The 16,092-nt window shown below is 65.8% G+C and carries 11 protein-coding genes; all 11 read right to left on the bottom strand.

Features of this window, described 5'->3' with window-relative positions; translation table 11 throughout:
* Positions 1-108 precede the first annotated feature (108 nt).
* The 11 genes from JQ591_RS01730 to JQ591_RS01680 all read right to left on the bottom strand — a co-directional run bounded on the left by JQ591_RS01730 (position 109) and on the right by JQ591_RS01680 (position 16,090).
* On the bottom strand, positions 109-1,404 hold the full coding sequence (locus JQ591_RS01730) for an aminotransferase class III-fold pyridoxal phosphate-dependent enzyme (RefSeq protein WP_211394328.1): 1,296 nt from the start codon (positions 1,402-1,404) through the stop codon (positions 109-111).
* Between the two features lie 10 nt (positions 1,405-1,414).
* On the bottom strand, positions 1,415-2,995 hold the full coding sequence (locus JQ591_RS01725) for a hydantoinase B/oxoprolinase family protein (protein ID WP_211394327.1): 1,581 nt from the start codon (positions 2,993-2,995) through the stop codon (positions 1,415-1,417).
* Positions 2,992-5,001 (bottom strand): hydantoinase/oxoprolinase family protein, encoded by a 2,010-nt coding sequence (locus tag JQ591_RS01720; RefSeq protein WP_211394326.1) that lies wholly within the window; start codon positions 4,999-5,001, stop codon positions 2,992-2,994. The genes JQ591_RS01725 and JQ591_RS01720 overlap by 4 nt, the downstream gene beginning before the upstream one ends.
* Positions 5,002-5,446: 445 nt before the next feature.
* Positions 5,447-6,778 (bottom strand): MFS transporter, encoded by a 1,332-nt coding sequence (locus JQ591_RS01715; RefSeq protein ID WP_211394325.1) that lies wholly within the window; start codon positions 6,776-6,778, stop codon positions 5,447-5,449.
* A 72-nt stretch (positions 6,779-6,850) separates the two neighbouring features.
* Positions 6,851-7,657 carry an enoyl-CoA hydratase/isomerase family protein gene (locus tag JQ591_RS01710; RefSeq protein ID WP_211394324.1) on the bottom strand — a complete coding sequence of 269 codons (807 nt, stop codon included), beginning with the start codon at positions 7,655-7,657 and terminating at the stop codon, positions 6,851-6,853.
* A gap of 28 nt (positions 7,658-7,685) precedes the next feature.
* Positions 7,686-9,230: an AMP-binding protein gene (locus tag JQ591_RS01705; RefSeq protein WP_211394323.1), complete on the bottom strand. Its 1,545-nt coding sequence runs from the start codon at positions 9,228-9,230 to the stop codon at positions 7,686-7,688.
* On the bottom strand, positions 9,223-9,741 hold the full coding sequence (locus JQ591_RS01700; RefSeq protein ID WP_211394322.1) for a (2Fe-2S)-binding protein: 519 nt from the start codon (positions 9,739-9,741) through the stop codon (positions 9,223-9,225). The genes JQ591_RS01705 and JQ591_RS01700 overlap by 8 nt, the downstream gene beginning before the upstream one ends.
* Positions 9,738-10,553, bottom strand: a complete 816-nt coding sequence (locus JQ591_RS01695; protein WP_211394321.1) for an FAD binding domain-containing protein — start codon at positions 10,551-10,553, stop codon at positions 9,738-9,740. Before JQ591_RS01695 ends, JQ591_RS01700 begins: the two co-directional genes overlap by 4 nt.
* Positions 10,550-13,561 (bottom strand): xanthine dehydrogenase family protein molybdopterin-binding subunit, encoded by a 3,012-nt coding sequence (locus JQ591_RS01690; RefSeq protein ID WP_211394320.1) that lies wholly within the window; start codon positions 13,559-13,561, stop codon positions 10,550-10,552. The genes JQ591_RS01695 and JQ591_RS01690 overlap by 4 nt, the downstream gene beginning before the upstream one ends.
* Before the next feature lie 143 nt (positions 13,562-13,704).
* The gene (locus JQ591_RS01685) at positions 13,705-14,544 is read right to left on the bottom strand and encodes a helix-turn-helix transcriptional regulator (protein ID WP_211394319.1); all 840 of its coding nucleotides are present in this window, start codon (positions 14,542-14,544) and stop codon (positions 13,705-13,707) included.
* Between the two features lie 124 nt (positions 14,545-14,668).
* Positions 14,669-16,090, bottom strand: a complete 1,422-nt coding sequence (locus tag JQ591_RS01680) for a UbiD family decarboxylase (RefSeq protein ID WP_211394318.1) — start codon at positions 16,088-16,090, stop codon at positions 14,669-14,671.
* Positions 16,091-16,092: the final 2 nt, after the last annotated feature.

The following is a 16,092-nucleotide window of genomic DNA, read 5'->3' as shown; positions in this document are numbered from 1 at the left end:
AAGCTACAGTTTCAATCACGTGCCGGCGCGCGCAGCATAACGCAGCATCGCGCGGACTTTCCAGCCGGCGCCTGCCGATCGGCATAGTGTGCGTTGCACGATCCACGCTCACGTCTGTTCCGCATCGGCAATATCCAGGCCATGGTCGAGTGCATCCAGAAGCTGCTCGGCCTCATGCTCGGAGATCACGAGTGGCGGTGCGAGGAACAGCGAGGTCTGCTCGCCGCTGGTCCCGATCACGGCGCCGGCGTCCAGCGCCCGCGCGGCGACGCGCGAGGCGATCGGCACCTCGGTGGTGTCGGCGTGCCAGGAGCGCCAGTCCGGTCCGTGCAGCTCCACGGTCCAGTGCAGCCCCTGCCCCGCCACGCGCTGCACGCTTGGATGTTTCTGCGCGATGGCGAGCAGGCGGCGGGTGAACAGCTTTTCGAGGCCCCTCACGTGCTCCAAAATCTTGTCTTCGTTGACGACCTTCAGATAGGCGCTGACGGCGGCCATGCTGATTGGATGCCCGCGGAGCGTGCCGTAATTCTGCCAGCTCGTACCCTTGAGCCGTTCGACGATGTCTTTCGACACCACGACCGCGGCAACCGCGGCCGCGCCGCCGCCGAGCGATTTTCCCAGCGTCACGATATCAGGGCGGCTTTGGGCGCCTTGAAACGCGAACCAGCGCCCGGCGCGGCCCGCACCAGTAACCACTTCGTCGGCGATCCAGTATGAACCAGCCTGTCGCGCGCACCGCGCCACCTCGTCCTGATAGGCGCCGTCGTAATAGATCCCGCCCTGCGTGTAGTCGATGATCGTCGCTGCGGTATCCGAAAGCAGGCGCGTGGCATCGGCCAGATATTCGCTGGGGGGAACATTGTTGGCCGGCGCCCCATAGATCGCGCCGTCCGGTGCCGGCAATATCCGCACCGGCGCCATCGGCGCCGGTAGCTTTGAGCCGCCGGCATGCACCGCGAGGCCGCCATGCCATTGCGGCTGGACCGTCATGCTGCGCGACAGGCCCGTGATGCCGTGATAGGCGCGTTCGCGCGTCGCCAGCGCGGATCGCTGCGTCAGCGCCTGGCACAGCGACAGCGCCATGTCGTTGGCCTCGCTGCCGCTGATGCAGAAGCGCACCGCGCCGACCCAATCCTCTTCGCCACTGAACGCGGTGGTCATCAAATCGTCAGCAGCCTGCTCGCGGCCGACCCAAGTCCACCCCTCGTTCACCACGGGCGTATCCGCGGCGCGGCGGATCGCCTCCACCATCGCGGGATGACGATGTCCGAGGCCACCGCCGGTATTGCTGCCGTCGATGAGCTTGCGACCATCCGAAAGATGAAAATAGACGCCCTCGCCGCCGACCACGGCCATGGGCGCGCTGTCGCCGGCATTCAGACCGGTTCGCAACAATCTGCTCATCGCAATCCCTTCATTCCGCGGCCTCGGCGCCGTAGCCACCGCCGCCGCACGTCTCGATCGCGACGAGATCGCCTTGTTGCAGCACCAGGTTCGACTTGCCGTCGATCGCGACGTTCGCGCCCTGCCTGATCAGCGAGATGCGGCAGACCTTGCCGGGCTCGCCGCCCTGCAGGCCGAACGGCGCAATCACCATGCGCTCGATGCAGGTGGTCAGATGCATCGACGGTGCCAGGATACGATAGGTGCGGATGACGCCGTCTCCACCGCGAAATTCTCCCGCACCACCCGAATTCCAGCGAATGGCTTGCTGCTCGACGCGGATGGCGTAGTTCGCCTCGATCACCTCGACCGGCGTGTTCGAGGTGTTGGACAGATGCACACGGGTTGCCGAGATGCCGGCCCTATCATGCCGCGCGCCCTCGCCACCGCCGTGGACCTCGTAGAGCATCTTCCATGAACCGTTCTGTCGCGGCTCGGCGAAGAACAGGACGCCCGCCGTGGTCGCCCCGCCAGCCGACAGACGTTCGGGAATGGTGTTCTGCATGGCGCGGAAGATCGCATCGACGATGCGCATCGACGTCTCGTGGTTACCGGCCGCGACCGAGGCATTCCACCCCGGCTCCAGGATCGAGCCCGGGCGCGTGATGATGGTCAGCGGCCGCAGTGCGCCCGCGTTCTGGTGCATGTCGCGCCCGCTCATGATGCGCGCGGCATAGGCCACCGCCGAACGCGCCATGAACGGCGTCGTGTTGCAGAAATTCGAGACGCGGTCGCAGCTTCCCGAGAGGTCGAAGGTCGCTTCGTCGCCTGCAATGGTGATCTTGACATGAATGCGCGCAGGCGCGTCGTTGACGCCGCCGTCGTCCAAATAATCCTCGCCCTCGTAGACGCCGTCCGGCAGATCGCGCAACGCCTCGCGCATCTCGATTTCGGAGAGATCGTGCAGGCGCGACTGCGCCGCCGTGAAGACCGCCTTGCCGTGCTCGCGGCAAAGCTCGACGATGCGCCGCTCGCCGGCTTTCGTTGCGGCGATCTGGGCGAGAAGATCACCCTCGCAGGATTCGGGATCGCGAACATTGGCCTTGAGTAGCTGCACGATCGGCGTATTGACGCCGGCCGCTGTGGCGATCAGAACCGGCGGAATACGCATCGCCTCCTGGAAGGTGTCGATGGCTTTCGCAAAATAGCTGCCGGGCCATGTGCCGCCGATATCGGGCCAGTGCGCGAGGCTGACCGCGAACGCCACGATCTCGCCGTCGACGAAGACGGGGCGCACGACTTTGACGTCGTTGAGATGATTGCCGCCGAGCGGGCCGACATTGTAGATCAGTGCGTCGCCGTCGTTCAGGCTGTCGCGCGGCACCACCTTCAGCAATTCGGGGACCGTATAGGCCATCGCGCCGAGATGGATCGGGATGTCGCGACCCTGCCCGACCAGGCCACCGCGGCCGTCCGTGATCGCCGACGACAGGTCGCCGGCCTCACGCAGCAGCGGCGAGCGCGCCGAGCGCGTCATCACCAGACTCATCTCCTCGGCCGCGGCCGAGAGCCCGTGACGGATGACTTCGACGACGAACGGATCGAGCTTCATGCGGCCCCCCGCGTCAGGAACAGGTTGCCTGAAACATCCGGCCTCGCCTGCCAGCCGGGCGGAACCACCACGGTCGACCATGCGTCTTCGATGATGGCCGGGCCGCTGACGATTTCGGTCAGCGAGGCGCGGTCGATTATGCTTGTCGCGATGTCGTGAAAGCCGTCGAACGAGCAGATGCGCTTGCCGGTGGATATCGTCCTGACCGCGGTGGCCGGCCGGCTCACGACGGTGCTCGACGGACGGCGTGCCTGCACCCGCACGGATTCGATGACGCAGCGCTCGCTCGTCGCATAACCGAACAGCTCGTGGTGCCGGGCGAGAAAATCCCTCTTCAGCCTGACAACATCGAGCGGAAGCGCAAACGGCACCGGAATAGCGTCGTTCTGCGCTGCGTAGCGCATCAAGGCTACCAGCTCGACCTCAATCTCGGTCGTGGCAACGCCGTTGGCGATGAGCGGCGCCGAAGCATCGTCAATCAGCACCCCGATCCGCTCGGACACACGGGCGAGGTCGATGCCGTCAAGCGCAGCGCGCAGGGTTTGCTGCTGGACGAAGCTGAAATCCGCGGTGAGACAGCCCAGCGCCGAAAACGCACTTGATGCGCTGGGAACGACGACCTCGGCAATCCCGTAGAGATCGGCCAGACCCGCGGCGTGCATCGGGCCACCTCCGCCAAAGGCGAGCAGCGTGCAGTCGCGTCCGTCGATGCCGCGCTCGACGGTGACGCGGCGGAGCGCGCGGGCCATTGTCGCATTCGCGACCTTGATGATACCGAGCGCGGTTTCGGTCAGGCTCAGCCCCAAGGCGCGCGCGATCGGCGCGATGACATCAATAGCGGCCTCGATGTCGATCCCGATGCGGTCGCCGAGCCTGGTTTCGGGATTGAGATAGCCCAGCACGGCGTTGGCGTCGGTGATGGTCGGCTCGGTACCACCGCGGCCGTAGCAGGCCGGTCCCGGCTCGGAGCCGGCGCTCTCCGGCCCAACCGTCAAGCCTCCGGGGCCGTTGCGCACGATCGATCCGCCGCCCGCCCCGATCGAGTGAACCGCGAGCATCGGCTGGCGCAGCGGCTTGTCGCCGAGCATGCGGCCGTCTGTCATCTCGGCCTGGCCGTCGACGATCAGGCACACGTCGGTCGTGGTGCCGCCCATGTCAAACGTCAGCATGCGCGATGTGCCGAGCTGGCGCGCGATGCTGACGGATGCAGAGACGCCGGCCGCGGGGCCCGACATCGCCATCACCAGCGGCCGCCGCTTCACGGCCGAAATCGGGATCATGGCGCCGGCCGAATGAAACACCTGCAGGCCGGGGCCGATCGGGAGCCGCTGCTCCAGCTCGCTGAGATATTCCACCGCGATCGGCATGGCGGCCGCGTTGAACACGGTCGCCGAAGTTCGCTCGTATTCGCGCGCCTCGGGGTTGACCTCGTGCGACAGCGAGACGTGAGCAACGACACCCTTGAGCCGCTCGCCGAGCATTTTCTCGTGCACGGGATTGGCATAGGCGTGAAGCAGAGCGACCGCGACACTCTGCACGCCGGTCTCCTTCAGCCAGGCCACCAGACGCTCGATTTCCGCTTCATCCAGCGCCTTCAGCACCTGTCCCTCGTGATCGAGGCGCTCGGCAAGCCCGAAGCATCGTTCCGGCGGCACCAGCGGCGGCGATTTTGGCGGGATGTCGAGACGGTAGAGATCGCGCCGGCGATAGCGCGCGATCTCCAGCACGTCGGCAAAGCCTTCGGTCGCGACCAGCGCCACTTTCGGTAGCCTACCCTCGACGATGGCGTTGGTCACGCGCGTGGTGCCGTGGACGAAGCGCTTGACCTCGCTCTTGCGCAGGCCGACCGCCTCGATCGCCTCCAGCATCGCCTGAACCGGAGCCTGAGGTCGCGATGGCACCTTCGCAATCCGTGCCTCCGCGGGGGAGCGCCGGATTGCGATGATGTCGGTGAAGGTGCCGCCGATATCGGTGCCGACTTCCCAGTGGTTTTCGTCAGTGCTCATGTGTGGGGTCAGCTACGGACGACGTTCCAACCGGACGCCGGGTCCTTCCCGTCCATCGCCAAGTTCAATCCCAAACCGAGAGCGCTCATCATCATCCCCTGTCATGCCACCGCTTGCGAGCGTGCGACAGAGCGATGGGCTCGGGATAGGGCCAGAGTTGTCGCAACGCACAGGACCAGCACGCAACTGATACCGTGCGCGGCAACATCGGCTGCACGTTTTCGTGCAGCGATGCCCGCGAAGAGTGCAGTCCAACGTGGACTGTTCCACGCAACAGATGTGCAGCGCACCACGGCTTTTCGGCGCAAATCGTGACGTGCGCTGCACTGCAATCCAAATCACCTGTCTAATTTGCAGGCGATCCACCGGTGCCAAAGGATATTCGATTGCCTACGAGCTATGCATGGCGGTCGCCTCAGCGATGCGACCGCGCCGTTGCTGAAACTCAGCGGAAATTGCCCTTGGTCTCGGGAATGACGACCGCACCGATCAAGTAGATAGCGAACACGCCGACCGCGAAGTATGCCAGCGACATCGGAATCTCCGCCGGGCTGCCGCTCACCAGCGAGACGAAGGTCGGCATCATGCCGCCCAGTGCAAAGCCGATGTTCCATGACAGGCCCGTGCCGCTCGCGCGCAGCGCGGTCGGGAAACGCTCGTTCAGGAAGATCAGCACCGGCGCGTAGCCGGCATTGCCGATGAAGGCGATGGCGAACGCATAAAGCGTGATCTGCGTCGTATCCTTGGTGGCGGCCAGGTTGAGATAGCAGAGCGGCAACAGCACCGCCGCCAGGACGCCAATCAGAAGGAACGTCTTCTTGCGGCCGATGCGATCGCTCAGCGCGCCGACCAGCACCGCCGAGAAGAACGCCGACACGCTGGCACCCATCAGGATCAGCGACGACGTCTGGTTCGGGACCGCGTTGATCACCTTGAGGAAGCTCGGCAGATAGCCCGAGGTCAGATAGTAGCCGGCGCCGCCGCCAAACGTGATGAGCAGGTTGACCAGCAGCACACCGCGATACTCGCCCGAAAACACGTCCCTGACCGGCGCCTTCGAGACCTTGGCCTGCTTGTTGCCCTGCTGGCGCTTGAGCTCCTTGAAGTATGGCGACTCCTCGAGGTTCCGGAAGATGAACCAGCCGAGCAGCGAGCTGAGCAGCCCCGAGAAGAACATGAAGCGCCAGCCCCAGACCGCGAAGGCATCGCCGGGGAAGATCGAGGACGTGATCAGGAAGATGAAGGACGCCAGCAGCGCGCCGATACCGGCGCCACCGCCGCCGACCAGACCGGACATCGCACCACGCCATTGCGCCGGCACCGACTCGGTGCCGATGGTGTGGGTGGAAGCAACCACGCCGCCGACGAACACACCCTGCACCAGGCGCAGAACCAAGAAGATGATCGGCGCGAGGATGCCGACCTGAGCGATAGTCGGCAGCAGACCGAATGCCGCCGTGCTGATGCCGACACCGACGATGGCAATCAGCATGGCCTGCTTGCGGCCGTGCACGTCGGCGTAATGCCCGAACACCGCCGAGCCGAGCGGCCGCATCAAGAGCGTCACTGCGAACGAGCCGTAGACCGCGGCAAGCGACAGCGCCGCATTGCTCGACGGAAAGAACAGCGCGCCGATAACTGGCGCCACGTAGAGCAGAATGAACAAATCAAACAGGTCCAGCGCCCATCCGAGCACCGACGCGACGATCGCGTTGACCATTTGCTTATTATCGGCCGATGCTTCCGCACCTGCGACCGGCATATCCATCTCAGCCATTTTGTTTTACCTCCCCCGTTTGAGTAGCGCCGCGGCCCGCGCCGTTGCGAACCGCGGCAGTTCTGTCGCGTATCAGCGGCCGGCGAATTTCGGCGGGCGCTTGGCGTTGAAGGCCTCCACACCCTCCTTGAAGTCCTCCGACTGGCGCAAACGGCCGTAGCAATGGCCTTCGAGCTCGATGGCGATGGCAAGCGTCGAATCCTCGGTGTCGTTGAGGAGTTTCTTGGCCGTGCGCTGCGCCAGCGGCGAGAAGGTGCGGAGCTCGTCGACAAGCTTGTCGGTCGCCTTCTCCAGCTCGGCATCCGGCACGCATTCGGTCGCAATGCCCCACTCCAGGGCCTGCCTGGCCGAGATGCGCTTGGAGCGCATCACGATGTCCTTGGTGCGGGTGATGCCGACCATCTTCTGCAGCCGTGCCGAGCCGCCGGAGCCCGGGATCTGGCCGAGCTTCTGCTCCGGCAACGCGTACTGGGTGGTCTCCGAAGCGATGCGGAAATCGCAGGCGAGCGAGAGCTCAAAGCCGACGCCGAAGCAATAGCCGCGGTTGGCGACGATGACGGGCTTGGCGCAACGTGCGGGCGCGGCGATGTTCCAGGCGAGCTTGGAGACGTGCTCGGGGCTCGCCTCCATGAAGCCGCCGATATTTCCACCGCTGGAGAAATGCTCGCCCTCTCCGCGCAGCACGATGATGCGGACTCGCGGATCCTCGTCCAGCGTCTCGAAGGTGAGACGCAACTGGTCGCGCTGCGGCATCGCCACGACGTTGTAGGGCGGACGCCCCAGGACGATGTCGGCGCGCTCATGCGCCTCGTCGATCTCGACCTTAAAGCCGTCGAGCTTTGCGAGCCGGGGATCGACAAAATTGTATGGCGTCGGCATGTTGTCTTCCTTCTGTTGATGCGTGAGCTCAGGCGGCGTCCGATGGCGGCAGGCGCTCGGCCTCGTATTCTCCGGCGACGAGCAATCGCCGCAGCAGCTTGCCGACCGGCGACTTTGGAATCGCGTCGACGAAGACGTAGCGGCGCGGCCGCTTGAAATTGGCGAGCCCCGAGGTGCGGCAGAACTGCTCCAGCTCCACCTCGGAGACGATACGATTGCGCTTGACGAAGGCCGCGACGACCTTGCCCCACCTCTCGTCGGCAACGCCGACCACGGCGACCTCGTCGACGGCGGGATGCAGAGAAAGGCAGCTCTCGATCTCGACCGGAGAGACGTTCTCGCCGCCGGTGATGATCATGTCGTCGACGCGGCCGGTGACGAAGAGATCATTGTCGGGATCGACGAAGCCGGTGTCGCCGGTGAAGTACCAGCCCTCGCGCAGCGACTTGGCATCGGCCTCCGGGCGCCGCCAGTACCCTTCGAAAGCTTCGTCGCCGGCAAGCGTGGCAATGATCTCGCCCTCCTCCCCGACCGCGGCAAGTTCTGCAACGGAGCGCGCGCCGATGCGCACGACCTTGACATGCTGGTTGAGGCCGGCCTTGCCGGCCGAGCCGGGCTTTGCGACAGCGTTCTGGTCGATCGTAAAGGTGTAGATCTCGGAGCTGCCGTAGTGGTTGACGAACAACTCCGGCTTGAACGCCTCGTTCAGCTTCTTCAGGAGGCCATCCGTCATCGACGCGCCGGCAAAGCCGAGCTTGCGGACGCTGGATATTTCGGTCTCGGCGAAGGCCTCGTGATGAACGAGGTCGTGATAGAGCGTCGGCACCAGATAAAGATTGGTGATCTCTTCCTTCTCGATCAGTGCCAGCGCCTGCCCGCTGTCGTAGCGCGGCAGGCAGATGAAGCAGCCGCCGATCAGCGACATCGCCAGCAGCGAGCGAACGCCCATGGTGTGATAGAGCGGCATCACGCCGAGCGTGCGCTCGCCGCGGCCGTAGAGGTTTTGCGCGACATGGGCGATCGCAGCAGCGCGCTCGGCACGATGGCGCCGCGGCACGCCCTTCGGGCGCGACGTCGTGCCCGAGGTGTAGAGCATGATCGACCAGGCATCGGCGCCGACGCGCGGCTCGGCGTCGGGCGCGCCATTCCTGATCAGGTCGGAAAAGCTGGTCGCCTCGCCCGCCCCGGGATCGACGGACACGCGCAGCAGCCGGCCGGCAGGCGCGGAGCCCCGCACCGCCTCGGCGGAAACGTCCTGATAGAAAACCGCGCGGGCCTCGGCATTCTCGATGCAGAAATCAAGCTCGTCGACCTTGGCCCGCCAGTTGATCGGCGTGATCACGAGGCCTGCGAACTGGCAGGCCCAGTGCAGCGTCGCAGCTTCCCAGCGGTTCTGCAGCAGCGTCACGACGTGATCGCCGGGCTTCAGGCCAAGGCGGTCGAGCGACGCTACCAGCGCCGAGATCTTGCCGTACCACTGCCGATACGTCAGACGGAGATCGCCGTCGACCAGCGCGACGGCTTGGGGATCGCGCGCGGCGCTGGCAATGAAGCTGCTGGCGAGATCAAGCATCTGACGTCTCTTTTATCGATGAAGATAGCTGAGCAGCGGCTTCCAGCGCCGCCCGGATGATCGGGGTGTAACCGGTGCAGCGGCACAGATGCCCGCTGAGGAGATCGCGAATGTCCGCTTCGGTCGGCACCGGATTGCGGCTGAGATAGTGGTTGAGCGACATCAAAATTCCGGCCGTGCAGAAGCCGCACTGCAGTGCGTGGTTGCGGCGGAAAGCCTGTTGCAGCACGCCGAGCCGATCGGCCGACGGCGCGAGCCCTTCGACCGTCCTGATCTCGCAGCCCTCGACCTGCGCCGCGAGCGTGAGGCAGGACCGGGTCAGCATGCCGTCCACGACGACGGTGCAGGCGCCGCAGACGCCGTGCTCGCAGCCGACATGGGTGCCGGTCGCGCCCAGCTGATGGCGCAGGACGTCGGAGAGCAGCATACGTGGCTCGGCTTCACCCTCGACCGGCTTGCCGTTCAGCGTGAAACGGAAGGGGTGGCGGCTATCGGCTTTGAGACGGCTCATTGCAGCACCTCGCCGATCAAATCGCGGCCGATCAGCCGCACGAGGTCGCGGCGGTAGCGCGCGGTCGCGTGGACGTCGTCGCGGGCACCGAGCTCGTAGGCGAAGGCGTTAAGGGCATCGTCGAGCCCGGTCCCATCGAGCCGCGGCCAGTCGCGCGCCGTCGGAACGTCGGCGACACCGCCCACAGCGAGACGCACGCCCGTTGGCGTCTTCATCGCGGCGCAGGCGACGATGGCGAAATCGCCATGTCGGCGCGCGACCTCGCGGAAGGCGAAGCGCGATCCCCCGAAGACCGGCAGCGAGATGCCTTCGATCAGCTCGTCGTCGGCCCGCGCGGTCAGCATCATGCCGGCGAAGAAATCCTTGGCCGGCACCCTGCGGCGACGTTTCGAACTGCGCAGATGCACCTCGCCGCCGAGCGCGACCAGCGTGAGCGGCATTTCGGCGCTGGGATCGGCATGCGCGAGCGAACCGCAGATGGTGCCGCGGCTGCGGGTCTGCACGTGCCCGACCCAAGGCAGTGCCAAGGCCACCAGTGGCAGCGCCTCGGCGAGATGCGGCCAGGCCAGCAGGTCGGCCTGGCGCACGCCGGCGCCGATGACGACGGCATCGCCCTTCCGTTCGATCTGGCGGAGCTCCTTCAGGCGCATGATGTCGATAAGCAGCTTCGGCTTGGCGAGCCGCATGTTGAGCATCGCCATCAGCGACTGGCCACCGGCGAGCACGCGCGCGTCGCCGCCCTCCTGCGCAAGCCCGTCGAGAACCTGGCTAGTCGCCTCGGCACGGAGATAATCGAATGCGGGCGGCTTCATCGGTGCCCCCCGAACAGGCTGGCGAATTTCGCCAGCACAGCAAACAACGAGAAGCCGCCGCCCGATGCGCCACCCCCACCGGCCTTGCGGGCCAACGCAGTGAAGAACTGGCTGATGATCACGCGAGTCGCGCCGTCGAGCAGGCGGCCGCCGATGCTCGCGACCTTGCCGCCGATGGCGGCGTCATAGCTGTAGGTCAGGCTTGTTCCGCCGGCACCGTCAGACGCAAGCATGATGCGTCCCTCGGCGCTGCCAAAACCGAGCGCGCCGGTGGCACCTCCGCGCAACGTGACCGCATGTGGCGGATCGAGATCGAATAGCTCGACGTCGGCGCGATAGCGTCCGGTGACGGGGCCGATGCCGAGCGTGACGTCGGCTTGGAAATGCGTGTCGGTGATCCTGTCGACGCGCTGGCAGCCCGGAATGACGGATTGCAGCGTCGCGGGATCGAGCAGCATCGCCCAGACCTGATCGGGCGCGCCCATCACCGACGCCTGCCCCTCACCGCGCATTCGCCGGTCACCCTCCCGCACGGGCGCGGCGGTCGCGCCGCCCGCGGGAGGCGGCGGCTCCGCGCCACGCACCAGCTCCGCAAGCCGCGCCGGCAGCAGCGGCAAAGTGACGTCGGCAACGCCGAGCGCATCGGCAACCGCGTTGGCGAGGCACACCGGCGTCGACATGCAATTGCCCTCCCCGACGCCTTTTGCTCCGAGTGGCGTAAATGGCGACGGCGTCTCCATGTGGATGATCTCGGGCTCAGGCACCTCGGTGGTGGTCGGCAGCAGATAGTCGGCGAACGTTCCGGTCAGAAAGCTGCCGTCCTCGGCGTAGGCGTATTCTTCGTAAAGGGCAGCGCCGAGCGCCTGGGCAAATCCGCCGCGGATCTGGCCGTCGACCATGCCGGGATGCAGGATGGTGCCGCAATCGTGCATGGTGACGTAGCGGTCGATCCGCGTCTCCAGCGTCACAGGGTCGATCTCGACGCCGCAGAAGTCGAAGATGAAGCCGTGGCAGAGCGAGGAGTTGATGCGGTCGTCCTCGTCGGGCGGCGTCAGCTCCGGTGGCGTCCAGAACATGGTCTCGCGGATGGTCTGGCCGGCATCGTCAGGCAGCGAGCCCGGCGACCAGTGGCTGAGCGCGGCGACGCGCGAGAACGCGATCCGGTTCTCGGGATTGTGTCTTGAGGCGACGAAGCCCTTCGCAAACACGATGTCGGCGGCCTCGACGTTCAACTGGCTCGCGGCGATGCGGGCGAGACGGCCGGCAACGCGCTCCGCTGCAAGTTTCGCAGTGCCGGCCACCGCCGCAGCAAAGCGGCTGGCGTAATTTCCGGATGCGATCGACCAGGCGTCCTTGGCCGTGTCGATCTCAGTGTTGACGCGGATGTCCCTTGGCTCAAGGCCGAAGACGTCGGCGACGACCTGCGACAGCACGGTCCGATGGCCCTGCCCTTGCGGCACTGAGGCGACATGGACGGTGACACTGCCGACCGGATCGAGGCCGACGGTCGCCGTCGCCTGCGCGCCGTTCTTCGGCCCGGCCTTGCGGCGCTCGGCCGCCGTCAGCACGGTCGTGATGTAGCCCATGTTGGAGACGCTGGGCTCGACCACCGCGGTGAAGCCAATGCCGTAGAGTCCTCCGCGCGCCCGCACCTCGTCACGCTTCGACCTCAGCTCGGCGAGCCTGCCGCCCTCGATCGCACGCGCGACCGCTTCCTGATGGTTGCCGGAATCGAGCAGCGCGCCCGTGGCGGTACGGTAGGGAAAGGCATCTGCATCGATCAAGTTGCGCTTGATGACATCGAGCGGATCGAGACCAAGCCCGATCGCGATGCGCTGCACCAGCCGTTCCAGCGCGAAATAGACCTGCGGTCCGCCAAAGCCACGGTTGAGGCCGGTCGGCGTCTTGTTGGTGACGACGACACGGTTACGGATCCTGACGTTGCGGATGTCGTAGGCGCCGGTCATATTGCCATGCATGCGGTAGAGCGTCGCCGGCTCGGGCGCGCGCAGATGCGCGCCGCAATCCTCGACCTGGTCCCAATCCAGTGCGAGGATCTTTCCGTCGGCCGCAACCGCCGCCGACAGCGTCGTCGCGCGGTTGGTCGCCGACACCGATGCAGTGAGATGCTCGAGCCGGTCCTCGATCCACTTCACCGGCCGTCCCGTGACGCGCGCTGCAGCCGCAATCAGCACGATATAGGGAAACACGCCCTGCTTGACGCCAAAGCTGCCACCGGAATCCGGGGGCGTGCGCAGCCGCAGCCGGTTGCCGGGCACTTTCAACGCGCGCGCGATCACCGTGTGGATGCTGAACGGGCCCTGGAAATTGGCGAGGACCTCGAAGGCGTCCTCGCCGGCATCATGCGAGGCAACGACGCCGTAGGTCTCGATTGGCGTGCAGGAATTACGGGGATAGCGGATGTCGATGGAGAAGCGATGCGACGCATCCGCAAAGGCTTTCTCGGGGTCGCCGTAACGGAAGGTGCGATCGCTGGCGAGATTGCCGGGAAAGCCATCGTGCAGAACGGGCGCACCGGGCGTAAGCGTACCGAGGGGATCAACGACCGCGGCACGCGGGCGATATTCGACGTTGATGAGTTCGGCCGCATCCTCGGCGCGGGCGCGGTCGGTGGCAACGATCACTGCCACGGGCTCGCCGACATAACGCACGCGCTCGATCGCGATCGGCCAGCACTCGACCGGCGCCTTCACGCCGACGACGAGACTTGTTGTAACCGCCTTGACCTGCTCGCCGGTCAGGACCGCCGCAATGCCCGGCAGGCGCCTGGCGGCTTCAATGTCGATCGAAAGGATATCGGCATGCGCGTGCGGCGAACGCAGGATCGCCGCGTGCAACGTGCCGGGCTGGACGCCGAGATCGTCGATGAAGCGGCCGCGGCCGCTGAGCAGCGCAGCGTCCTCGACGCGCTCGATCGAACGCCCAATCCACGGTCTGTCGCCGCGCTGATCGACCGAATTTGCGGATTGAACCGCAGCCTGCACCATGTCCCGGCATACCTCCCGACGCGTTCTTTGACGCGACGGTGACAGATGTCAGGACGGGGCATGCGGGGGCCATACCGCCCGCTCTCACGACTTACCAAATCGTCTCATTCGAAAGCGTGCAGCGCAATATCAGCCGGCAAGAATCAGCCGGCAAGACGCGAGACGTTGCGAAACTCGCGCGGGCTGACGCCGGCATGATCGCGGAAGAAGCGCGTGAAATGCGCGGGCTCCGGAAAGCCGAAGCGCTCGCTGAGCTCGCCGAGCGGCGTCTCCTCGCGCATCACCGCATCGAGCGCACGCTCCATGCGGACGACATTGAGGTAGAGCTTCGGCGAAACGCCGAGCGAGGTCTCGAACAGGCGGAAGAACTGCGCGCGCGACAGGCCCGCGCCCTTCGCGAACTGGTCGACATTGGCATGGGACTCGTGCATCCGCATCGCATCCATCGCGCGGCGGATCCGCCAGTCGCAGCTCACCGCGCTCATGCCGCGGATCGAAATGGGGAAGCTGCGCCAGGGCGTGAAGCGCTCGATCACCGCGATCATCAGGTCCGACAGCGTCTGCTCGTGGGTCCGCACCGCGTCCGGATTCGCCATCATTTCGGCCGCGAGATGCAGCGTGAGCTGACGGATGCGCGGCGACACTTCGCCCGACGGTCGCTCGAAAAAGCCCGGCGCGCCGCTCGCGGCCCATCCCGGCCGGAACTCCTTCAGCCATTCCGGCTCGATATAGAGCGCCATGATGAGGGTACGCGGACGATCGGCGTCATGAACATAGGCATGCGGCTTCCAGCCGTCGACAAGCACGGCGGCGGTGTCGGTGAGCGGCGTGACCTGGTCGCCGACCATGAACTGGGTGTCGGCGCCCTCGACCTTGAGCAGGACATGGCAATGGTGATGGGCGTGTCGGACCAGCGAACGGTCCATGTCGAGCAGAGCGACCCTGCCGAAAGCGCCATGAGCGATGCGCAGGGCCGTCGACATCAGTTTCTTCCTCCCGGCATTGCGCCGCAAAATGGTTGTCTTGTTGGCGCGGCACTATAAGCACCACCCGCTTCATATTCCAACGGCGCAAACGGACGCAAGTCGCTCCTGGGCGGTGACCCACTCAAGTCCGCGCCTCCGCAAGAAGCCGCGCGACCGCAGCGCCCGGATCGGGCTGCAAGGCGGTGGCCAGATTGACCTCGTCCTCGCCCTTCACCCGAATGCGCTTGAAGGCGAGCTCGGGGGCGTTGACCGGCGCAGTCGCATCCAGACCCATCTTGGCGCTGATGCCGTTGTCGGTGGTCGGATCGAGTTTCGAGCCGAGTGCGCCTGCCACCACCATGAGATCGCGGTCGGCCTGGAACCGGGTCGCCACCGCCCATTCGATCTCCTCGGACGAGGAGATGTCAACGTCCTTGTCCACCACGACCACCTGCTTGATGTCGTAATGGGCGCCGAAAGCGCACATCATGACGTTCTTCGGCTCGCCGTCGTTGGTCTTGTCCATCTTGATCGCGAGATGGTAGCGGCAGGTGCCGCCGCGCGTGAGACGGACGTCGAGCACGTTGGGGAAACTACGACGCAGATGCTGGAGCAGCGTCGCCTCGCGCGGCACGCCGCCGAGGATGAGATGCTCGAAGCCGCCACCGACGATGGTGTGGAAGATCGGCGCCTTGCGATGCGTGATCGCATCGACCTCGATCACCTCACGATTGGCGCGCGGACCGTAATATTGAGGGAATTCACCGAACGGCCCCTCAGGCTCGCGCACGCCCTGTAGAATGCGTCCCTCGATCACGATTTCCGCATGGGCGGGAACGCGGACCGAATTGGTCCGGCATTTGACGACATCCACCGGCGTGCCCAAGAGCGCGCCCGCAATCGCCATCTCGTCCTCGTCCAGCGCGGCGATCGCCTGCGAGGCCAGCAGCAAGGCCGGATGCGCGCCGATCACGATCGCGATCTCCAGCGGCTGGCCCATCTCCTCCGCGAAGCGATAGTAGGAGAAGGTGTGCCGCGGCAGCAGCAGCACCCCGATGCGGTTCTTGCTGCTGATCTGGCAGCGGTGGATCGAGACGTTCTGCACGCCGGTCCTGGGATTGCGCGCGATCAGGAGGCCAGCGGTGATGTAGGGACCGCTGTCGCGCTCATTGTGTTTGGGAACCGGAAGCTGGCGGAGCAGGTCGACATCCCGATGGACGACCTCCTGCACCGGCCCGCTCGGAACCTCATTGGTCGGCAGCGGATTGCTGGCGGCAGCGAGAAATCGCGGCAGCAGCTGATCCTCGCTCACGCCGATGGAATCGGCGACCCAGTCGCGCCCGGCAAACAGGTTGGCGACGACGGGAATCTCGTGTCCATCGGGGCGCGGAAACAGCACCGCGCTATCGCGTTCCAGCCGCTTGGCGACCGCGGCCAGTTCGTCGGTCAGCGCAATGCCTTCGCGGGCAATGGCGAGCTTGCCGCGCCCGGCGAGGTCAGCAAGCCAGGCGCGCAGATCGGACGGCGCGGTCGCGCTTTTCCTGGCCGGATATTCCATTCGCATAT

Source organism: Bradyrhizobium canariense (genome assembly GCF_018130465.1).
Classification (GTDB): Bacteria; Pseudomonadota; Alphaproteobacteria; order Rhizobiales; family Xanthobacteraceae; genus Bradyrhizobium; species Bradyrhizobium canariense_C.
This window is presented reverse-complemented; position numbering and strand designations above follow the sequence as displayed.